The sequence below is a fragment of the Paenibacillus sp. BIHB 4019 genome (genome assembly GCF_002741035.1).
Lineage (GTDB): Bacteria > Bacillota > Bacilli > Paenibacillales > Paenibacillaceae > Pristimantibacillus.
The window spans coordinates 6,561,405-6,581,516 of the sequence record NZ_CP016808.1 but is presented as its reverse complement, the minus strand read 5'-3'; the positions used below and the strand labels follow the sequence as shown (position 1 = coordinate 6,581,516).

Sequence of the window (20,112 nt, the reverse complement as noted above, 5' to 3'; positions counted from 1 at the left end):
CAGAAACGAAATCCAAAGGATTTGAAGGTGGTTGCTATGAGCGAAGGCTCTAAAGGATTACCCCCTAGAACGGCTGCAAGCAGGCCGGGCGGGGCCAAGAAAACAGCTCCAAAGCCTAAGAAGAAAAAGAAAAAAGGCAGCGTTTGGATTAAAATTATGTTTGCTGTGCTTTCCGTTCTTATTTTAATTATGCTATATGTCGGTTATCTCGCTTACGTGGCTACCAATGCGGTTGATACGATTGGAACGGCGAACAATATTGTCGTGCCGGAAGAAGAATCTGTTAAGAAAAAGCCTACAGGCATGGTGCTGCTTGGTATTGACTCGCGTGAAAAAGGCGGCGGTTTAAATACCGACGTGATGCTGGTCGCTATTTTTAATCCAAATACAAAATCAGCCTCCGTCATCTCGATTCCACGGGATTCGGTGCTGCAGGTAGATGGTTATCGCGAGCGGAAGGCGAATGCGAATTACAGCACTTTTTTCAACAATGCCCGTTCTGAGAAAAATATGGACAAAGAAACGGCAGAGAAGGAAGCAAAAAAGGAAATTCGCGAAATGCTGTCCAAATATTTTGGCGTTGATTTGAAGTATACCGGTATTATTAACTTTAAAGGCTTCACCGATGTTGTTGATGCGCTTGATGGCGTTGAGGTGAATGTAGAGATGGACATGCGTTACCGGGATACAGCCGATGGCACTAACATTAATTTGAGCAAGGGCCAGCAGGTGCTGGATGGGAAAAATGCCCTCGATTATGTGCGCTATCGCAAATCGAATCAGGGAACAGCCGAATCCAGCGACTTCGACCGCAATCGTCGGGAAATGGAAGTCATTGGGGCGATTTTTGATAAAATGAAATCGTTTGAGGGCGTTACGAAATACGATAAGGTCATCGGCGCAGTCGGCAGCAATTTGACGCTCGATATGCCTCCGTCTGAAATTAAAAATATGCTCAGTACATATTTGGGTATGGGCAGCTCCGATATTACGTTCCAAGCGTTAAACGGAACGTGGAAGAGCCCATATGTATATGTTGATTCCACATCGCTTGAGGAGGCGCGTGCGGTACTTCAGGCAAAAATGGCTGAATAACCATAGACGCTGGATTCAATAATGGCTATAATAGGAGCTAAGGATACCGAATGCTATTCCTGTTAGAAGGAGGTCATGCTGATGACCGTATTCTTAGCCGCCAATTTCGAGCAACTCATCGAAGCTGATTGCATGCCTCGTTTTAAACGTGGTTTTGCTGGTGTGGCTATGACGGCAGAAGCTTGTCCAAACGTCATTTCGGTTATCTGTACTTCTCGTGAACAAGTATGTACGCCTATAAGAAAGCCTGACGATCATAGGGTCGTCAGGCTTTCTGTGCGTTTGCGCTAGCGGTTAATGCTTGTCCACATGCGTTGCGTGTTTTTGGATTTGCTTCTCATGGAGCTGATGCTCCTGCTCCTGCATGCGAGACTGGGTGTGCGATTGCGTCTGTGGCAGCTCCGGCTGATGAGGCGTCACATTGCGTGGGATTTGCGGCACGATACGGCCGATAATATCAGCCATTTCTTCAGCGAAGCCCTTGATCGGCTTTCCGCGCCGAATATCGGCTCCCATTTCCTTCAGGCGCTGTGAGACGTCCATATCGGCTGTCACGACAGCGTCCATTCCGTAAGGATCTTTATGGAAAGCTTCGGCCACGGAATATTTAATCGTACCGACTCGAGCGCGATCCAGCTTGCTGTCGACATCAATGCCGACAACGGCTGTTTTACCGAGGACGACGCAATGCGCGTTGCTTACGCCGCGGACGCCTTTTGCAAGCTTTTCAAGATGATCAGCAACTTCCTTATTCGATTTCAATGGTTTAACGGATTTTTCCGCAAGCTGCTGCGCCCTTACAGCGCCATTCGCATGATTTTTCTGTGGAGAGGGTGATGCCATTTCGTTTCGCTTGACGGTGCTGCAACCAGCCGCAATAACAGCGATTGCGATCAAAACCAATAACCGTTTATACACGTGAGCCACCTCGTCTTTCTTGTTGCAGATCGTTATTCAGAACCTAGTGTACCCGCAGTATAGTATGGCTATGTATAGGCCTTTCAATTGAATGTCCACGCCGGGAGGGTTTTTCATGAAAAAAATATTCGTGCTCGATACAAATGTACTGCTTCATGATCCGCAAGCGATCTTCGCCTTTGGCGATAATGAAGTAATCATTCCCGCGGTGGTATTGGAAGAGATTGACTCCAAGAAAAGATTGGCAGACGAGCTTGGCCGCAACGCCCGCTCTATCTCGCGTACGCTCGATAAAATGCGTGAGCAAGGACGGCTTCACGAAGGTATTCCGCTGCCTGGCGGCGGCGTTCTCAAGGTAGAATTAAATCACCGCAGCTTCGTGCGGGTGCAGGAAATGTTTGGCGAGATGTCTAATGACAACCGAATATTGGCGGTTGCACTGAACTATCACTTGGAGCAATTGGATCGTCAGGAAATAAGCTCTGTCGTGCTGGTGAGCAAGGATGTACTCGTTCGCATTAAAGCCGATGTGCTCGGCCTGATGGCAGAAGATTATATGTCTGACCGCATTGTAGCCCCTTCTGACGTATACGCCGGGTATGTGACGTTGTTCGTTCATCCTTCGATTATCGACGAGTTTTATTCGTACCGGTTTTTGACGGTGAAAAATTTGCAGCTTGGCAGCAGGCTGAATCCGAATGAATTCGTTATTTTGCGAGATGAAATGGGCACCTCCAAGTCCGCGCTGCTCAAAGTGTCGCAGGATGGGGTTAAGCTGGAGCCGCTGTTCCTCAGCAATGATCCGGTATGGGGCATTACGGCCCGCAACGCGCAGCAGCGCATGGCGCTGGAATTGCTGCTTAACGATGAAATTCCGCTTGTCACCTTAACGGGTAAAGCTGGCACAGGCAAAACATTGCTTGCTCTGGCTTCGGGCCTGCTCAAGGTAGAAGATGAGCATAAATACAAAAAACTGTTAATTGCCCGTCCGGTCGTTCCAATGGGCAAAGATATCGGGTATTTGCCAGGGGAGAAGGAGGAGAAGCTGCGGCCTTGGATGCAGCCGATCTACGACAATCTGGAATATTTATTCGATACGAAAAAATCCGGAGATATTGAGAAAATATTGATGGGTCTTGGCAGCATTCAAGTAGAAGCGCTGACCTACATTCGTGGGCGCTCTATTCCGGGCCAATTTATCATTATTGATGAGGCTCAGAACTTGACCAAGCATGAGGTGAAGACAATTGTATCGCGTGTAGGCGAAGGCAGTAAAATCGTCCTTATGGGCGACCCAGAGCAAATTGACCATCCGTATTTGGATGCGACCAGCAATGGCTTAACGCATATTGTGGAGCATTTCAAAAACGAAGGCATTAGCGGCCATATGACGCTGGAGAAGGGCGAACGCTCCAAGCTGGCCCAACTGGCAGCGGATTTGCTTTAAGCTCTGCCTCTCGGGCTTATTTCTTAGGTCTAGCTCTCAAGTTTAGGTTTCAATCCTCAAGATATATGCCTGGGATTTTAGATTTTCATGGTTCTGCAATAGTGGACTGCGACGAAATGAGCGCAGTCCTTTTCTCTGCGCATTCCCATTTGGTGAAAATGGCAATAGCGATCGAAAGCCAAACCTTTCAGGCAGCGCCGTTCCTTTTTCACCAATACGCCGCTCTCTACTAATTTGGACAATACTTGCATTAATTGCTATGATATAAAATGTGCCCAGATGAAAGTGGAAGGGAAGGGTTGCTGTGTCGATCAGGAAATATGCTACAATGACAGCGGTTTTGGCTTTATTCATTATTATTTTTCTTCTATTAAACTTTAGCGACAGGACCCTTAACCGGGCTGAAAATTTAAATAGAGATACGAATGCCGAGCCAGCGGGCGGAGAAGAGCAGGCAGATCAATCGCAGATACTAAATGTAACCGTTTCCATGGATGAGGATGAATTTTCAAAGCTTAAGGAAGCGACAAATAGCTATCAAATGAAGCATGCGAATACAAAGGTCAAGCTGACAAATATGGTGGATGAAGGCGACGGCTATGCCCAGTGGAAAAAAGCACTGGAGCTTGGAGCAGCGCCGGATGTTATGCTCATGGACAGCGAATGGGTGCGCGAGTTTGCGGTGCGCGGCTTGCTCAATCCCGTCGATGTGCCCAGCACCTCTGATACAATGGCTGAGCGTCCTGCAAGGCTGCTTGACCCGCTGAGGTGGAACAGCTATTTGTGGGGCATCCCTGTTGATGCAGACCCTTATGTGACGGTGTGGAACAAGGCTTTGCTCGCTGAAGCGGGCTTGTCGAAGCCCCCAGCGGATTGGGATGCTTTTGGCAATCTGCTTCATAAGCTGGAAAGTGGAGGCCAAGAGTGGCAGGCGCTTTATGTAGAGCCTCATAATGTCGCCTCCTTGCTTGTGTGGCTGGATGAATGGACAGCAGAGGGAGAAGAAGCTGGAGCGGCATATTTGCATTTTGACAGCAAGGCTGTGCAGGAACAGCTAAAACGTCTGGAGTCGATAGCTGGACGAATTACCTCATCAGCTCTGGCAGACTATAGCTTGTCTACAGGCACACAAATGGTGGAGCAGCATATTGCCGCTGCCAGCCTTCCTTGGTCCGTTTACAGCAAGCTATCTGCGAAGGAGCAAAGCAAGCTGCTGCTGGATAAAGGCGCGATTCATGACGTATGGCTTGGAAGCAGGAGCTATGTCGTGGCCGGATCGAGCAAAGTGAAGGAAGAAGCTTTTACGTGGATTAAAGAAATGGTGGAAATTTCCGGGCAGCAGCAAAGCTATGCGACAACGGGGAAGCTGCCGGCCAAAAATTCCTTGTATACAGGGTCCGATAATATTCAGGAGAGCGGTACAGCGGGTGCCGGAAGTCCGCCGCAGTGGTGGCTTAAGGTGCTGAACGGCGAGCCTTCCGCTCAGCCGACTGATCCCGATTGGCATGAGCGCTGGATGCATGCGCAGCAGCTATGGCAGCAATATATAGAAGGCGAAATCCCAATGAAAGCATTCGTACAAGCTATAGGGACATCCCTATAGCTTGACTTGTAACGTGACGATTAACTCGCCGTCTTTAATTTCCACTTCAGTTGCTTGCAGGAAGGAGATAATGAGGGAGGGATAGAAGCCAAGGTCAAACTGCTTCTCCAGCTCCTGCTTAGTCGTGTCAGGCAACGATAGACCATTGAATAGAAGCTCGTCTACATGAAAAATAATGCCATTGCGCGGCTCTTGTTCAACCGTATAGTGGCCGGTCACGCTTAATTCCAGCGCATCCCGCTTGCCATAGGCGGTCAAGGAGCCATCTTTAAAGGAGAAGGAAAATTGCTTGAAGCGCTCATCTTGTTCCCGCAGAAAGGCATTCAGGGCATCTTCGGGAATGCGAATCGTATACGTTAGGCCACTCGTTTCCAAATATTTCTTATTGTTTTGCAGCCATTCCGGCAGCTTCTGCATCGCTTTCGCTAAGGCGCTAAAGTGCTGCTTGACTTCATAAAGGCCAATCGACTCCCAGTACTTGGTCAATTCCTCCATCATAAGCCGCAGCTTGTCGGCATCCGAACGCCCGGCAAGTCCACCTTCTATTTGCTCCTGCAGCGCAAGTACTCGGGCACGCTGTTCTTTCAGCCGCTGCTCGATGGAGGCGAGCTCTTGCTGCTTCTTGCCAAGCTGCTCGATCCCTTTCGCGAGCTTGGCATATTCCTCCTTGTACAGCTTCATCACATCGCGGTCATGTGCGAAGATCAAATCGGCATATTCCATAACCATTAAAAAATCCGACAATGATCGTGACGATAACAGCGCAGTCAGCCATATATCCCGATCCCCCATATAATAAGCACGCAGTACTTTACCGGCTTGCTCGCGCTTGTAAGCGATTTGTTGCTCCTGTTCTTCCAGCGTTTGCTTGGCGCTTGCTGTCTCTTTGGTCAAGTCGGCCTGCTGCACTTGAACGCGCTTGATTTCATTATCAATTTCGACGACGGACAGGCTTTTTTCCAGCAGCAGCCGAGTTTCCTCGCTATTAGAGGTCGCGGGCTCGGCAAATGCAGGCATCACGCACCACAGGGACAGCATGCTGGCTATCAGCGCAAGCAGCGCGAACCGTGTAGGAAAGCTTTGAAATGCCACTCTCGGCCTCCTCTCTTCTTGGTCATTATATGCGGCGAATTATTCTATTATATCTTACATTTGGAAAAGCATGAACAGGACTATAGGGCAATTATCGCGGTATTTTACACGTAAACAGGCTATTTTGCGCATTAAAAAACGGCGGACCCCAGAGGATCACGCCGTTTTTTCCGATATGCAAGCGGACATTAAAAAGGATTGCCCATTTGGAACACGGTCCAATATGTAAAGCCTCCAAATGCGATAATCATGTAGCCCCAGAACATAACGATGTACGTTTTTTCTGTAAAGTTCAAATAGCCTAAAAATACGAAAGCTACTGCTTGGGCGAAAAACAATAATGCAAATTCTGTCATATGTCCAGCAAACGCCATAAGGCCAATGACAAGGGTCCAGAAACCCAAAACCCGATACATACGTGCCATATCTGTATATCCCCCTTTCGCTTTAGACACGATTTTCTACAGATTATTATAACGTTTGTACAAATAGGTGTAAACCTGCTATTTCAAAATATAAGCATTTATAAGTTTACTCCTATGAATACGCTTAAATTTCTCGGAGTGAAACGCGCCGCCAGAGGACAGCTTTCAGCCGTTTCACCTTGAATGCTAAGCATTTATAAGTTTCATCCTTATATCCGCTTAGAATTCTAGGACAAAGCTCTTCGCTCGTACCAGAAGGATGACGAAGTCGTTTTTGCTTGGCTAAGGACAACATTTTTGCGAAGAAAGCGTGCTTTCTGCATAAGTTTGTACCAGAAACAGGCCGAATATGTATGAGCGCTTAAAAAAATGGTTATACAATTTAGTATCCAATAGATTCTATGAACTCTACCAAGGGCATAGATATAAGGTAAGCGTCTTTACGTTAGGAGGTTTTGGTTGCATGACAGCAGTCAGACAAGATGCGTGGAGTCCAGACGATGATTTAATTCTCGCCGAAGTGACCCTGCGCCATATTAGAGAAGGCAGTACCCAGCTTGGAGCTTTCGAAGAGGTGGGGGAGCGGATTGGCCGCACGTCCGCAGCATGTGGATTCCGCTGGAACAGCTGTGTCCGCAAGCGTTATGAAGAGGCAATCCAAATTGCCAAGCAACAGCGGCAGAAACGCAATTATTTGAAAAAACAAGCGATAGCGGCAACCCCGCAAGTATCTTCGCTGTCTGCTTATGAGGCGACAGACGAGAGAGGTTTCAAGGCGGAAGCGCAATCAACGGAAGAATTGCTTTCCATTGATTCGGTCATTCGCTTCCTGCGTCAAATCAAGACAACGTACCATGATGTAGGACGTCAGCTCAAGTCGTTCGAGAAAGAGCTGAGAGAGAAGGAAGAGGAGCTTGGCCGCTTGCGGGGCGAAAATGAAAGATTGTCTCGTGAGGTAAACAACGCTCAAAGCGATTACCACACCGTTAATGATGATTACAAAACGTTGATTCAAATTATGGACCGCGCCAGACGGCTTGCCGTGCTGACGAATGATGAGGAAGCGAAGCCGCGCTTCAAGATGGATGCCAATGGCAACCTGGAGAGAATTGAATAGAATCGATAACAGCCCGCCGGATGATTCGGCGGGCTGTTGGCGTCTTTATAGGATAGGCGTATAATGGAAGAAAGCGTATGAAAGCAGGAGGTAGAGGGAATGCATATCGCCATAGTAGGCGGAGGAGCGCTGGGACTGCTTCATGCAGCGAAGCTGGCCTCTGCGCAAGCCAAGGTTACGGTATGGACGCGCACAGAGCAGCAGTCCGTTCTACTGGCGGAAGAAGGCATTCGCTTGCTGGAGCTTGACGAAGCGGGCGGAGCCGGGGAAACGTCACCGCAGCCTGCAAAGGTAGCAAGGGTACATAGCAGAAGCTTAAATGCGGCAGCAACTGAAGCAAAGGCTGACTGCGCGGGGCAGCAGCAGGCGCCAGATTGGATCATCGTCACCGTCAAGCAGGCGGATTTGACGAGAGAGCTGCTTCGCGACATAAGGAAGCTCGCTGGGGCTGCTGCTGCCGTTCTTTTTTTACAAAATGGCATCGGACATCTGGAGCTGGCAGCGGAGGAGCTTCCGGAGCTGCCTTTATTTATTGGGGTTACGACCGAAGGGGCGCTGCGCCAAGATGAACGAACGGTCCGGCATACCGGCAGGGGGCAGCTTTCGCTTGGCCCAGCGCCATTAAATAGACAAGCAGCGGGCAAAAAGGATGAAAATCAACAATTAATGTTGCAAAATACGTTGCAATTGGCAGGATTTACGGTGTTGCTGTCGAAGACAATGAACAATCGAGTTTATGAGAAGCTCCTCATTAATGCGATCATTAATCCGCTTACAGCTATATTTGATGTGACGAACGGCGAGCTGCCTCAGCATTCGGCAAGGCTGCGGCTCATGCGAGCTTTATATGAGGAAACAAATAAGATATTACGAGCGGCAGGCGGTGCGGAGCTTGAAGAGGGCGCTTGGGAGAGAGTGCTTGCTGTCTGCGCGGCTACTTCAGCCAATGTTTCATCGATGCTTAGCGATGTGCGGGCGGGCCGTCCAACTGAAGTGCAATGGATTAATGGCGGCGTTTCCAGCCTTGCGAGACGTGTGGGCATGGAATCGCCGCTGAACGATGCCATGAGCGAAATGGTTCGTCATTTGCAGGATGATCGGCGATAGGGAGGCGATACAGATGGGGATAATATGGGAGAGCATCAAGCATTTTTATGCCTATATGGCGGTTATTCCGGTAATACCTTTTCTCCTGATTTATTTTGGCTACGGCGCAATTATACAAGACCGCAAAAAAGCTTTTCGTCTGGCAATGGATGTGACGACTGCGCTGCTGATCGGCTGCGTGGCTGTACTGCTTGATTCCTTGTTCAATAATTCTTTTGGATTATATGGCATTTTATTGTTTATGCTGATTGGCGGCGGCTTGCTGGGCAACGCCCAGTTCCGCAAACGCGGCAGCGTCAATGTGAAAAGAATATTCCGCGCCGTATGGCGGCTTGGATTTTTCACGATGAGCATGCTTTATCTGCTGCTTATGTTTATTGCCATCGGGCAATCTATATTTTCGATCTAATGGCGGATTGCAACAGACTGCAAACTGCTTCAAAGCAGGCCTTTTTGCAAAGGGCCTGTTTTTCTTTTTGACGCGCGCCCTACATCTTGTGTACAATCAATTTGTCTGTTACAGGCAGAATCATAAGCATTTAAGCTTAAATATATGGTTTCAATTAGGAGGTAGGGGTGGCTTATGTCTACCGAAACTTATTCATTGCCAAGCACCCAGCCGCTCACGGATGCCTATGTGAACCTGACGGACTCAAGGGTTGAGTCCTTGTTTGGCTATCATCCGGGTCGCAAGGGCGATTGGGAGCTGCGTGCCAAGCGGCTTGCAGAATCGGCGGGCGCAAGGGCGGAAGCGGCGTCAGTCGCTGCTGTGCTGCGTGATTACAATAGCAAATGGAACGCTGCGCCCGAGGCGCTGGCTGCCATTGATGCGATTGCGGAAGGTGCGCCGGTTATCGTTGGCGGCCAGCAGGCTGGACTATGGTCTGGACCTCTTCTCGTTATACATAAAGCCGTATCGATTATCGGCGCAGCCCGCCATGCCGAGCAGCTGCTTGGGAGAAAGGTCGCTGCCGTATTCTGGATTGCTGGAGAGGATCATGACTGGGACGAAGCGAACCATGCCTATGTGCTAACCGCTGACCAAGGGCTGCGCAAGCTTGCGGCTGCCCGTCCGGAAGGGGCAAGAACATCAGTTAGCCGGACGGCTATTGATGCTAATACGTGGGCTGAGCTGCTGGCCGAGCTGGAACAGGCGCTGCCTCATTCCGATTTTAAGCCGGAAATTCTTCAGCAGCTGGGGCAAATTACGGAGCAGGCGCAATCGTTATCGGAAATGTTTGCCGGTGTAATCAGCTGCTTGCTGAGCAAGCAAGGCCTAGTTATTATGGATGCCGATGATCCGCAGCTGCGCAAGCTGGAGGCGCCAATGTTCGAGAAGCTGATTACGCACAACGATGAGCTGGAGCAGGCGTATACAGCTGCGGCCAACCAGGTGAAGGAGCTTGGCTATCCGCTGCAGGTTGATGTAACGCCTGGCAGTGCCAATCTGTTTGTTTTCCAAACAAATAAAGGGCAGGAGCGGACGCTGCTTTATAAGCAGGAAGGAAGCTTCCAAAGCCGCAAGGGCGATTATTCGCTAACGAAGGAACAATTGCTGGACATGGCGCGGCAGCAGCCGGAGCAGCTCAGCAACAATGTGCTGACACGCCCGCTGATGCAGGATTATTTGTTCCCGGTGCTTGGAACGGTGCTGGGCGGTGCGGAAATTGCTTATTGGGCAATTACCGGAGAAGCTTTCCGCAAGCTGGATATGGAAATGCCGCTTGTATTGCCGCGTATATCCTTTACGCTTGTTGAAGGTACAGTGGCCAAGCATATGAGCAAATATGAACTGACGCTGGAGGATGTGGCGGTGCGCTTCGAGGAGCGCAAGCAGCAGTGGCTGGCGGAGCAGGACCAGCTGTCCATTGACGAGAAGTTTGCCGCAGCGAAGCAGGCGTTTGAGGATTTGTATGCGCCGCTGCTTGACTTAGCTGCTTCGGTACAACCGGGCCTTGCCAAGCTTGGCGATACGAATCGTCAGAAAATCATCGAGCAAATAACGTTTCTTGAGACGCGCACAAAGGATGCCCATGAGAAGCAATACGAGGCGGCTATTCGCCAGCTGGACCGCATTGCGCTGTCCTTGTGGCCAAGCGGCAAACCGCAGGAGCGGGTGCTGAATATGATCGCTTATTGGAACCGTTACGGAACCTCGTGGCTCGACAAGCTGCTGGAAGCTCCTTTTTCCCCGCTGGGCGGTCATCAAATCATTTATTTATAAACTTAAATTTGGAGGATGAATTTATTTATGAGCACAATTGACAAAAGCATTATTCGCGACATTAAGCTTGCCCCGGAAGGACATTTGAAAATTGATTGGGTTAGCGCCCATATGCCTGTGCTTTCCAGCATTCGCGAGCAATTTGAGAAGGAACAGCCTTTCAAAGGCTTGAAAGTATCGATTGCGCTGCATTTGGAAGCGAAAACGGCTTATTTGGCTAAAGTGGTAAAGGCTGGCGGAGCGGAAGTTACAATTGCGGGCAGCAATCCGCTGTCCACGCAGGATGACATTTGTGCGGCGCTCGTAGAAGACGGCATTACCGTGTTTGCAAAGCATAATCCTAGCCCGGAAGAGTACAATGAGCTCATTATTAAAGCGATCGAATCGAAGCCGGACCTTATTATTGACGACGGCGGCGAGCTGATTACGCTATTGCACAAAGACCGCCCGGATTTGCGTGAAAATCTTCGTGGCGGCGCGGAAGAAACGACGACGGGCATCATTCGTCTGAAAGCGATGGAGAAGGATGGCACGCTGCAGCTTCCGATGGTTGCGGTTAATGATGCCTACTGCAAATATTTGTTCGACAACCGTTATGGTACAGGCCAATCGGTATTTGACTCGCTCAACAAAACGACGAACCTCGTTATTGCCGGCAAAACCGTCGTAGTCGTAGGCTACGGCTGGTGCGGCAAAGGCGTAGCGATGCGCGCCAAAGGCCTTGGCGCCAAAGTAGTTGTCACTGAAGTGGACGCGATTCGTGCCGTGGAAGCGCATATGGACGGCTTCACCGTGCTGCCGATGATGGAAGCGGTCAAGCTGGGCGATGTATTCATTACGGTAACAGGCAACCGCGACAACATTCGCGGCGAGCATTACAAGGTGATGAAAGGCGGCGCGATTTTGGCGAACGCTGGACACTTTGATGTGGAATTCAACATTCCTGAGCTTAAGGCGCTTTCTACCAATGTGCGCACCGTTCGCAACAATATTGAGGAATACCAGTTGGAAGATGGCAGAAGCATCTATGTCATTGCCAAAGGACGCCTTGTCAACTTGGCAGCTGGCGATGGCCACCCGGCAGAAATTATGGATACGACGTTTGCGCTTCAAGCGCTGTCGCTTCGCTATGTGAATGAGCAATATAAAGCGCTGGGCAAAAAAGTGGTTAATTTGCCGTATGAGCTGGACGAAAGCGTAGCGCGCATCAAGCTGGAATCGCTGGGCATCAGCATCGATACGCTGACAGCAGAGCAAATTGCTTATCAGGATAGCTGGAACGTTTAATCCTACCCCGATGTTGTATAGCAACAGATAAACTGAGAAACAGCCGCTTCTGCCGCTTAAATGCGGTGGCAGCGGCTGTTTTTGTTTCCAATAGAGCAACCTTTTGTCAAAGTTTACGTCTAGGACGGTAACTAGGGCAAAGGGGGCCATTTTATGACAGAAATAGAGAAAACAAAATGGAGAATGAAAGAGAGCACAAATGAAAGCGGCTTAAGTAAAAAATTTATTTTACTGCCGGCATTGCTCATGCTGGCTTTTATGCTGCTGCTTTCGGCCTGCTCGTCTGCAAACAGCGATTATGCATCCGAGGGGGAAATGGGCAGAGCCCAGACCTCTAGCGAGAAGCTTGAGGAGCAGAGCAGCAGTTCAAGCAAGAGTGATGGTGCAGCTGCTGCTACAGAAGCGAGCGGTGCTTTAGACAATAAAGCGTTGACGACCGCACCCGCAGACAGTCCCATCGACAGCATGACGATAGGAGGAGAAGCTTTTAACCAAAAGCTGATCTATACGGCGACAATGACGATGGAGGTTGCCGACTATGAGGCGGCGGCCCAGCAGCTGCGTAATGCCATCCATCAAGCTGGCGGGTACATTCTTGCTTTTCAGGATGGGCAGTATGGCAATGAGAAGGGGGCGAACTATACGATCAAGGTGCCGGCTCAAGGATTTATGCCATTTGTGGAGCGGCTGGAGGGGATCGAGAACAAGCATCTGGAGCGCGAGCTGAAAGGAACCGATGTGACGGAGGAATACGTCGATCTGGAAGCGAGGCTGAAGGCGAAGCAGGTGGTGGAGCAAAGGCTGCTTGCTTTCATGGATAAGGCGGAAAAAGCGGATGATTTGGTCAAATTTTCGCAGCAGCTTGCCAAGGTTCAGGAGGAAATTGAACAGATCAAAGGGCGCACCCGCTATTTGGACAAAAATGTAGCTTTCTCAACGATTGAGCTGAGGCTGTATCAGCCGATTGATGGGTCAGTGAAGACGGATAAGGAAGAGAAATCGCTAGGCGGAAAAATGCTGTCATCCTTCAAAGCAAGCTACGAAGGAACATGGAACGTCCTTCAAGGGCTGCTCGTTTTCCTCGCAGGAGCGCTTCCCGCACTCGTTATTCCTGCAATCATCGGGCTGGTCATATGGTGGTTTGTACGTCGCTCCCGCGCCAAAACATCGCCTGCAAAGCCAGAGCCAGAGCAGCAATAGCGCACATTTAGCTCGCTTTCCGTGCTATAAACGAAAGGTAAGATGAAAATTTATTCATAAGGCCAAACATTTTAACAAAATCCTGCTCCTATGAGCAGGATTTTATTGTTGTATGGCGAATTACACTATGTTATGTGGGGGAAAGTGGAGCGAAGTGGGGAATAAGGGAGAGAGGGTGGAGGCGATCTTATGTTCATGGGCGAATATCAACACAGCGTTGATGACAAAGGTCGGCTTATCGTACCAGCCAAATTCCGTGATTCACTAGGCGCTTCCTTTATTGCCACCCGCGGTCTCGACAACTGCTTGTTTGTTTATCCTATGAGCGAATGGACAGTGCTTGAGCAGAAGCTCAAATCGCTTCCGCTCATGAAGGCAGATGCAAGGGCGTTCACCCGGTTCTTTTTCTCCGGGGCAACCGAATGCGAGCTGGATAAACAGGGAAGGGTAAACTTGCCGGGACATCTTAGAGAATATGCGAAAATTGACAAGGATTGTATGGTTCTGGGGGTTTCAAGCAGGGTAGAAATATGGAGCAAGGCAGTTTGGGACGGCTACTATGCAGAGTCCGAGCAAACCTTTAATGAAATTGCCGAGAAGCTGGTCGACTTTGACTTCAACTTTTAAACGGGCGATTTCGAAAACTTGCTGATATTGGAACAAATCGACCAAGACTAGACAACAAGAACGGGAGGGCAATTGCGTGTTTCAGCATGTAACAGTACTTATGGAGGAAGCGGTTGACGGCCTGGCCATTAAGCCGGACGGCATTTACGTCGATTGCACGCTCGGCGGGGCGGGACACAGTGAACGCATTGCGTCGAGTTTGGGCGAGGGAGGACGGTTAATCGCTTTTGATCAGGATGATATTGCGCTGAACCACGCAAAGATCAGGCTTGCACCGTATTTGGATAAAGTAACGCTTGTAAAAAGCAATTTTCGTTATTTGGAACAAATGCTGCTCACTTGCGATGTGCCAGTTGTGGACGGCGTACCTCAGGTAGATGGCATCCTGTTTGACCTTGGCGTATCAAGCCCTCAGCTCGATGAGGCAGAGCGCGGCTTTAGCTATAATCATGACGCGCCGCTTGATATGCGGATGGATCAAGGCGGGGCAATGACCGCTCATGAAATTGTCAACACATGGGACGAACGTGAAATCTCGCGGATTCTGTCCCATTATGGCGAGGAGAAGTTTGCCAGATCCATCGCCAGGACGATTATCAAAACAAGGGAAAGCAAGACGATTGAAACGACAGGAGAGCTTGTCGAGCTAATTAAGCTGTCCATTCCTGCTGCGGCAAGACGCACTGGCGGACATCCTGCAAAGCGTACGTTCCAGGCGCTGCGGATTGCCGTTAATGATGAGCTGCGCGCGGAGGAAGAAGCTTTGGAGCAGGCGATTCGCTGCCTGAATCCGGGCGGCCGGGCGGCCGTCATTACGTTTCATTCCCTGGAGGATCGAATCTGCAAGCAACTATTTGCGAGCCTTTTAGAAAAATGCACTTGTCCGCCGGATTTCCCTAAATGTGTGTGCGGCGGCACAGGAAAGCTTCGGTTAGTGAACCGCAAGCCCATTGTTCCGAGTGAGCAGGAGCTGGAGACTAATCCACGCGCTCGTTCGGCCAAGCTGCGAATCGCAGAAAAATTGTGAGACCTGAGGAGGTTCTGGAGTGGCCTATACGAATGGGAATTTGGCTCTGCAGCCTAAGAAAAAACCGGAGCAGAAGCCAGCAATTAAGCAAAACAAACGGGTGGTTGTAAAAAGAAAAACGATAACGATGCAGGAAAAGCTATTGTATTTGTTTACAGTAATCGCATGCGTGCTTGTTGCAGGCGTTATTATTTTCAGGTATGCCGAAATTTATAAAATGAGCGTAGAAATAAAACACGTGACCAGTGAATATGAAGCGGTGAACGTGGAGCTGAAAGAGCTGAAGAAGCAGGTTGAAATGCTGAGCGATCCGGAGTTTATTCGGAAAATGGCGGAAAGCCAGGGGATGGTCAACAATTATCAGCCAGGCATAACTGTAAATACAGGCAAAGAGGAATCGGCTACTGCAATGGGTGAGTAGGGAGGACGTATGGTAAAACGAATCAGGATGCGCACATTGTTTTTTGGAGGGGTAATTACCCTCCTTTTTCTTATTCTAATTGGTAGAATTTTCTGGGTGCAGGTAGTTGATAGAGACACTTGGTATAACATGGCAAAACAACGCTGGGCGGATACAGAAACTTTAGTCGCGAACAGGGGGACCATTACGGATCGCAATGGCAATGTGCTGGCAATGGATGCACTTGCCTATAATGTAGCAGTTAATCCGAAGCAGATTGATAGTTTGGGCATTGCCGATAAGGTCGTAGAAGGGCTAAATGCGATTTTGAACAAGCCGCAGGATGAGCTGCGCAAAATCATAACCGCCCAAAACGATAAAGGCGAATATTACGCGCAGCGCGAAATTCGCGACGGCGGCTGGAATATCGACAAATCGGTAGCCGATAAAATCAAGGAACTGCGGGATGAGCTAAAGAAAGAAAAGAAGGTAAGTGACGTTGGCATTTATTTATATGATGATCAAAAACGCTATTATCCTCGCAATGCAATGGCATCCCAACTGATAGGCTACGTGGACAAGGATGGTAAAGCGCTCGCGGGCATTGAATCCTTTTTCAATGACAAGCTCGAGGGCACGAATGGTGAAATCAAGTATGAGAAGGATGGCAAGCGTGTTCAGCTCGCAGAAGGCGACGTTGTTTACGAGCCAGTCGTAGACGGGCAGGATATTACGCTGACTCTCGATAACGAAATTCAGCATTATGTAGAGGACGCTATCAAGGAAGTGGCGAATAAATATCAGCCCAAAAGCATAACGGCGATTGCGGCTGACCCCAATACGATGGAAATTCTCGCCATGGCGAATTATCCGACCTTTAATCCGAATACGTATTGGGATACGAACTTTGAAAATGCATACAACCACGCCATCAAGTCCTTGTACGAGCCGGGTTCAACGTTCAAAATTGTAACGCTGGCGGCTGCGGTTGAAGAAGGGCTGTTCGAACCGAATGCGACCTTTCAATCCGGCAGCATTAATGTGCCAGGTAGTCCCGTTCGTGATTCCAACCGGATAGGCTGGGGGAAAATCTCTTATTTGGATGGCCTGAAGCATTCCAGTAACGTCGCTTTCGTTAAATTAGGCTGGCAAATGCTCGGCGGCGAGAAGCTGGTTGATTACATTAATCGCTTTGGATTTGGGCAGCCGACAGGCATTCAACTGGGCAATGAATCAAAGGGTGTTATCAATATTAATTTGAGTATTCCCAGTGATATAGCGCGGGCATCGTTTGGACAAGGTCCCGTATCTGTAACGCCGATTCAACAAATCGCTGCAGTCGCTGCAGTGGCAAACGGCGGCAATTTAATGCAGCCGCAAATTATTAAGCAAATTTACAACCCGAACACGAATACGACCGAGAAGTTTGAGCCGAAGGTTGTGCGCAAGGTCATTTCCGAGGATACGTCGAAAAAGGTCGGCGAATATTTGGAGCAGGTCGTATCCGACCAAGTAAACGGAACTGGGAAAAACGCCTACATTGAGGGCTACCGTGTAGCAGGCAAGACCGGTACGGCGCAAAAAATTATTAATGGGAAATATTCCAAAAATAAATATGTCGTTTCGTTTATCGGCTACGCGCCGGTTGAAAATCCGAAGGTCGTCGTCTATATTGTCGTCGATGAGCCTAATGATCCGCTCGCGGGCGGAGGCAAGGTTGCAGCACCAGCCTTCAAGGAAATCGTCTACAAAACATTGCGCCATATGGGCGTCATGCCGGATAACGCGACAGTGGAATCGTCGACCGATAAAAAGACGCCAACCGTTCAACTGCCGGATGTCACCGAAATGAACTTGTCTCAAGCGCAAGAGGAGCTTAAAGCGCGCAATGTGATGTTTGAGGTCGTGGGCACCGGGACGACAGTAGTCAAGCAGGTTCCGGCAGCAGGGGAAAATATTGTGGGGACCCAGCGTGTTTATCTCGTTACGGAACAGCAGGACAAGCTGACCATTCCCGACATGACAGGGCTGTCGCTGCGTGATGCGCTGGAGGTTGCTTCACTGATGGATGTGCAGCTGCTGGCAGAAGGGGAAGGCTTTATCATTTCCCAGAAGGAAGAGAAGCAGGGGGACAAGCGGATTTTGCGCGTACAGCTTTCACCTCCAACAGGAGCCGAGGGGGCTGTCACAGCAGAGGAAGCATTGGCAAATGCACAGAACGAGGCTGGAGCGGAAGCAGAGGCTGGCACAGAAGCAGAGACTGGCACAGAAGCAGAGGCCGGCACAGAAGAATAGGCCGCCTCAGGCAGCTCCATGTAGGATGATGTAGAGGATACAGGAGAAATTCAGGAGCAATAGCAGAACTAGCAAGGTCTTGTATGGACTGGCACGGACTAGCAAGGATAGTATAGAGGACACGCCAGGGGCTTGTTCTATCTCCTCCGCCGCATGAATAGGCTGGGAATGAGCGTCAGTGTACGCTCTGCCTTAAGCAAAGGGCGGAGGAGGAGCAAGCGATGAAAGTATCAAATGTGACGGTGCGCCGTCGATTGTTTATGGTGCTTATTTTTGGGGTAATTGCATTTGCCGCTTTAGGTGTGCGGCTAGGGTATGTTCAGCTTTGGAAGGGCAGCGAGCTGACGGCCAAGGCGGAAAATTCATGGCGCAGGGATATTCCCTATATGGCGAAGCGGGGAGAAATTTGGGACCGCAATGGCGTCAAGCTGGCTTACAATGTAACCTCGCCTACCATTTGGGCGATTCCTGCGCAAATTAAAGACAAGCGGGCGACGGCTGATGCGCTCGCGCCGCTGCTGGATATGACGGCAGATGAGCTGTATGGCAAAATCAATACGAAAAAATCAATGCTCGTCCAGCTTCGTCCCGGCGGCCGCAAAATGACGCCGGAGAAGGCGCAGCAGGTGCGGGAGCTCTCGCTTCCTGGCATTGTAGCTGCCGAGGACAATAAACGCTTTTATCCCTTTGGCAGCTTGGCAGCGCATGTGCTCGGCTTTACAGGCATAGACAACCAAGGTCTGACGGGTGTGGAAGCCAAGTATAATGACGAGCTTAGCGGCATTCAAGGGAATGTCTCTTTTCTGTCGGATGCGCGCGGCAGGCAGATGCCGAATTCCTCGGATACGTATGTGGAGCCGAAGGAAGGGCTGACGATGCAGCTGACGATCGACAAGCAGATTCAAGCGATTATGGAGCGAGAGCTGGACCAAGCGATGGCACAGCACCAGCCCGACCAAATTATGGCGATTGCGATGAATCCAAAAAATGGCGAAATATTAGGGATGGCGAGCCGCCCGACCTATGAGCCGGATAAGTACAAGGAAGTCGCGTCCGAGGTGTATAATCGGAATTTGCCGATTTGGATGACCTATGAGCCGGGTTCAACGTTTAAAATTATTACGCTCGCCGCAGCTATCGAAGAAAAGAAGGTCAACCTGAACAATGAGCGTTTCTATGATCCGGGTGCAATTGAAGTTGGAGGCGCAAGGCTTCGCTGCTGGAAGAAGGGCGGCCATGGTAGCCAAACTTTTCTGGAAGTTGTTGAGAACTCCTGCAACCCGGGCTTTGTGACGCTTGGGCAGCGGCTGGGCAAAGATAAGCTGTTCGAATATATTAAAAATTTTGGCTTTGGCACAAAAACAGGCATTGATATCGGCGGCGAGGAAAACGGCATTATGTTTAAGCTGAGCCGTGTCGGGCCGGTGGAGCTGGCGACGACCGCTTTCGGCCAAGGGGTTTCGGTTACGCCCATTCAGCAAATTACCGCTGTCTCAGCTGCTATTAATGGCGGTACGCTGTACAAGCCGCATGTGGTGAAGGGCTGGATAAATCCGGACACCGGGGAGACGGTGGAAACCGTAGAGCCGGAGGCGGTGCGAACGGTTATTTCTGAGGAGACGTCGAAGGCGGTACGGGAGGCGCTGGAAAGTGTCGTAGCAAAAGGAACCGGGAGAAATGCGTTTATAGATGGCTACCGCGTAGGCGGCAAGACCGGTACGGCGCAAAAGGTCGTAGGTGGCAAATATTCGCCAAACGAGCATATCGTTTCCTTTATCGGCTTTGCCCCAGCGGATGATCCGGAAATCGTCATTTACGTAGCGGTCGACAACCCGCAAGGGATCCAGTTCGGGGGCCTCGTTGCGGCGCCGATCGTGCGCAATATGATGGAGGACGCCTTGACGGTGCTGCAGGTGCCGCAAAGGGAGAAGCAGATTGGCAAAGTATATAAATACGGCGAGACGCCAATTGTCGCTGTCCCTAATCTGATCGGCAAGTCGGTGTCCGATATTTATGAGGATTTGAACATGAACTTCAACCTCAGCTCGGCAGGGACGGGGCAGACGGTTATTCGCCAAGCGCCTGTTGCTGGCACGCGGGTGGATCGCGGCTCTACGATACGCATCTATTTAGGCGACGAGGATGATATATCTCATACGCATTGACTATACTGGTAGACATAATAAATAATAATGAAGGACATCATGCTCGGTTTGGCAGCAAGGCTTCATGTTTGCCGAGTAATGGG

General features: G+C 49.9%; 19 protein-coding genes. 15 read left to right on the top strand and 4 right to left on the bottom strand.

Annotation, left to right across the window (positions count from 1 at the left end; all coding sequences use genetic code 11):
* Nucleotides 1-36 precede the first annotated feature (36 nt).
* Nucleotides 37-1,095 carry an LCP family protein gene (locus BBD42_RS28610; protein ID WP_099520920.1) on the top strand — a complete coding sequence of 353 codons (1,059 nt, stop codon included), beginning with the start codon at nt 37-39 and terminating at the stop codon, nt 1,093-1,095.
* A gap of 81 nt (nt 1,096-1,176) precedes the next feature.
* A complete protein-coding gene (locus BBD42_RS28605; protein WP_099520919.1) occupies nt 1,177-1,386 on the top strand; it encodes a hypothetical protein in 210 nt (69 codons plus the stop codon).
* A gap of 3 nt (nt 1,387-1,389) precedes the next feature.
* Here BBD42_RS28605 and BBD42_RS28600 read toward each other — a convergent pair whose 3' ends face one another.
* On the bottom strand, nt 1,390-2,013 hold the full coding sequence (locus tag BBD42_RS28600; protein ID WP_099520918.1) for a YhcN/YlaJ family sporulation lipoprotein: 624 nt from the start codon (nt 2,011-2,013) through the stop codon (nt 1,390-1,392).
* 115 nt (nt 2,014-2,128) lie between these two features.
* On the opposite strand from BBD42_RS28600, the gene BBD42_RS28595 reads away from it, so the two are divergent.
* On the top strand, nt 2,129-3,460 hold the full coding sequence (locus BBD42_RS28595; RefSeq protein ID WP_046230396.1) for a PhoH family protein: 1,332 nt from the start codon (nt 2,129-2,131) through the stop codon (nt 3,458-3,460).
* 42 nt (nt 3,461-3,502) lie between these two features.
* Here the strand turns inward: BBD42_RS28595 and BBD42_RS28590 are convergent, their stop codons facing one another.
* The gene (locus BBD42_RS28590; RefSeq protein ID WP_099520917.1) at nt 3,503-3,814 is read right to left on the bottom strand and encodes a hypothetical protein; all 312 of its coding nucleotides are present in this window, start codon (nt 3,812-3,814) and stop codon (nt 3,503-3,505) included.
* On the opposite strand from BBD42_RS28590, the gene BBD42_RS28585 reads away from it, so the two are divergent.
* Nucleotides 3,789-5,063, top strand: coding sequence for an extracellular solute-binding protein (locus BBD42_RS28585; protein WP_099520916.1), 1,275 nt, complete (start codon nt 3,789-3,791; stop codon nt 5,061-5,063). The two genes, BBD42_RS28590 and BBD42_RS28585, sit on opposite strands and share 26 nt — an antisense overlap.
* Here BBD42_RS28585 and BBD42_RS28580 read toward each other — a convergent pair.
* Together BBD42_RS28580 and BBD42_RS28575 are read right to left on the bottom strand one after the other, a co-directional pair.
* Nucleotides 5,058-6,155, bottom strand: a complete 1,098-nt coding sequence (locus tag BBD42_RS28580; RefSeq protein WP_099520915.1) for a hypothetical protein — start codon at nt 6,153-6,155, stop codon at nt 5,058-5,060. The genes BBD42_RS28585 and BBD42_RS28580 overlap by 6 nt on opposite strands.
* Before the next feature lie 188 nt (nt 6,156-6,343).
* Nucleotides 6,344-6,580: a DUF2626 domain-containing protein gene (locus tag BBD42_RS28575; protein WP_056041661.1), complete on the bottom strand. Its 237-nt coding sequence runs from the start codon at nt 6,578-6,580 to the stop codon at nt 6,344-6,346.
* Between the two features lie 463 nt (nt 6,581-7,043).
* Here BBD42_RS28575 and BBD42_RS28570 point away from each other — a divergent pair, with 463 nt between their 5' ends.
* The 11 genes from BBD42_RS28570 (at nt 7,044) to BBD42_RS28520 (ending at nt 20,029) form a co-directional block, all read left to right on the top strand.
* On the top strand, nt 7,044-7,697 hold the full coding sequence (locus BBD42_RS28570; RefSeq protein WP_099520914.1) for an RsfA family transcriptional regulator: 654 nt from the start codon (nt 7,044-7,046) through the stop codon (nt 7,695-7,697).
* Nucleotides 7,698-7,796: 99 nt separating this feature from the next.
* Nucleotides 7,797-8,804 (top strand): ketopantoate reductase family protein, encoded by a 1,008-nt coding sequence (locus BBD42_RS28565; RefSeq protein ID WP_099520913.1) that lies wholly within the window; start codon nt 7,797-7,799, stop codon nt 8,802-8,804.
* Nucleotides 8,805-8,817: 13 nt separating this feature from the next.
* Entirely contained in the window at nt 8,818-9,213 is a 396-nt protein-coding gene (locus BBD42_RS28560) for a DUF3397 domain-containing protein (protein ID WP_099520912.1), read from the top strand.
* 174 nt (nt 9,214-9,387) lie between these two features.
* Nucleotides 9,388-11,028: a bacillithiol biosynthesis cysteine-adding enzyme BshC gene (bshC, locus tag BBD42_RS28555; protein WP_099520911.1), complete on the top strand. Its 1,641-nt coding sequence runs from the start codon at nt 9,388-9,390 to the stop codon at nt 11,026-11,028.
* Between the two features lie 27 nt (nt 11,029-11,055).
* Nucleotides 11,056-12,315, top strand: a complete 1,260-nt coding sequence (locus BBD42_RS28550; protein WP_046230404.1) for an adenosylhomocysteinase — start codon at nt 11,056-11,058, stop codon at nt 12,313-12,315.
* Nucleotides 12,316-12,468: 153 nt separating this feature from the next.
* Nucleotides 12,469-13,515, top strand: a complete 1,047-nt coding sequence (locus tag BBD42_RS28545; protein WP_099520910.1) for a DUF4349 domain-containing protein — start codon at nt 12,469-12,471, stop codon at nt 13,513-13,515.
* A gap of 189 nt (nt 13,516-13,704) precedes the next feature.
* On the top strand, nt 13,705-14,142 hold the full coding sequence (mraZ, locus tag BBD42_RS28540) for a division/cell wall cluster transcriptional repressor MraZ (RefSeq protein ID WP_046230405.1): 438 nt from the start codon (nt 13,705-13,707) through the stop codon (nt 14,140-14,142).
* Nucleotides 14,143-14,218: 76 nt separating this feature from the next.
* Complete coding sequence (gene rsmH, locus BBD42_RS28535; RefSeq protein ID WP_056041648.1) at nt 14,219-15,169, top strand: 16S rRNA (cytosine(1402)-N(4))-methyltransferase RsmH; 951 nt, start codon at nt 14,219-14,221, stop codon at nt 15,167-15,169.
* A 19-nt stretch (nt 15,170-15,188) separates the two neighbouring features.
* Nucleotides 15,189-15,590: a cell division protein FtsL gene (gene ftsL2 / locus BBD42_RS28530; protein WP_056041647.1), complete on the top strand. Its 402-nt coding sequence runs from the start codon at nt 15,189-15,191 to the stop codon at nt 15,588-15,590.
* Nucleotides 15,591-15,719: 129 nt separating this feature from the next.
* Nucleotides 15,720-17,864: a penicillin-binding transpeptidase domain-containing protein gene (locus BBD42_RS28525; RefSeq protein ID WP_237163263.1), complete on the top strand. Its 2,145-nt coding sequence runs from the start codon at nt 15,720-15,722 to the stop codon at nt 17,862-17,864.
* Between the two features lie 221 nt (nt 17,865-18,085).
* Nucleotides 18,086-20,029, top strand: coding sequence for a stage V sporulation protein D (locus BBD42_RS28520; protein ID WP_099520908.1), 1,944 nt, complete (start codon nt 18,086-18,088; stop codon nt 20,027-20,029).
* Nucleotides 20,030-20,112: the final 83 nt, after the last annotated feature.

Excerpts from the sequence above, each read along its gene's own strand:
- BBD42_RS28610 (WP_099520920.1), top strand. The coding sequence starts at position 37 with ATGAGCGAAGGCTCTAAAGGATTACCCCCTAGAACGGCTGCAAGCAGG.
- BBD42_RS28605 (WP_099520919.1), top strand. The coding sequence starts at position 1,177 with ATGACCGTATTCTTAGCCGCCAATTTCGAGCAACTCATCGAAGCTGAT.
- BBD42_RS28595 (WP_046230396.1), top strand. The coding sequence starts at position 2,129 with ATGAAAAAAATATTCGTGCTCGATACAAATGTACTGCTTCATGATCCG.
- BBD42_RS28585 (WP_099520916.1), top strand. The coding sequence starts at position 3,789 with ATGACAGCGGTTTTGGCTTTATTCATTATTATTTTTCTTCTATTAAAC.
- BBD42_RS28590 (WP_099520917.1), bottom strand. The coding sequence starts at position 3,814 with ATGAATAAAGCCAAAACCGCTGTCATTGTAGCATATTTCCTGATCGAC.
- BBD42_RS28575 (WP_056041661.1), bottom strand. The coding sequence starts at position 6,580 with ATGGCACGTATGTATCGGGTTTTGGGTTTCTGGACCCTTGTCATTGGC.
- BBD42_RS28570 (WP_099520914.1), top strand. The coding sequence starts at position 7,044 with ATGACAGCAGTCAGACAAGATGCGTGGAGTCCAGACGATGATTTAATT.
- BBD42_RS28565 (WP_099520913.1), top strand. The coding sequence starts at position 7,797 with ATGCATATCGCCATAGTAGGCGGAGGAGCGCTGGGACTGCTTCATGCA.
- BBD42_RS28560 (WP_099520912.1), top strand. The coding sequence starts at position 8,818 with ATGGGGATAATATGGGAGAGCATCAAGCATTTTTATGCCTATATGGCG.
- bshC (WP_099520911.1), top strand. The coding sequence starts at position 9,388 with ATGTCTACCGAAACTTATTCATTGCCAAGCACCCAGCCGCTCACGGAT.
- BBD42_RS28550 (WP_046230404.1), top strand. The coding sequence starts at position 11,056 with ATGAGCACAATTGACAAAAGCATTATTCGCGACATTAAGCTTGCCCCG.
- BBD42_RS28545 (WP_099520910.1), top strand. The coding sequence starts at position 12,469 with ATGACAGAAATAGAGAAAACAAAATGGAGAATGAAAGAGAGCACAAAT.
- mraZ (WP_046230405.1), top strand. The coding sequence starts at position 13,705 with ATGTTCATGGGCGAATATCAACACAGCGTTGATGACAAAGGTCGGCTT.
- BBD42_RS28525 (WP_237163263.1), top strand. The coding sequence starts at position 15,720 with ATGGCAAAACAACGCTGGGCGGATACAGAAACTTTAGTCGCGAACAGG.
- BBD42_RS28520 (WP_099520908.1), top strand. The coding sequence starts at position 18,086 with ATGAAAGTATCAAATGTGACGGTGCGCCGTCGATTGTTTATGGTGCTT.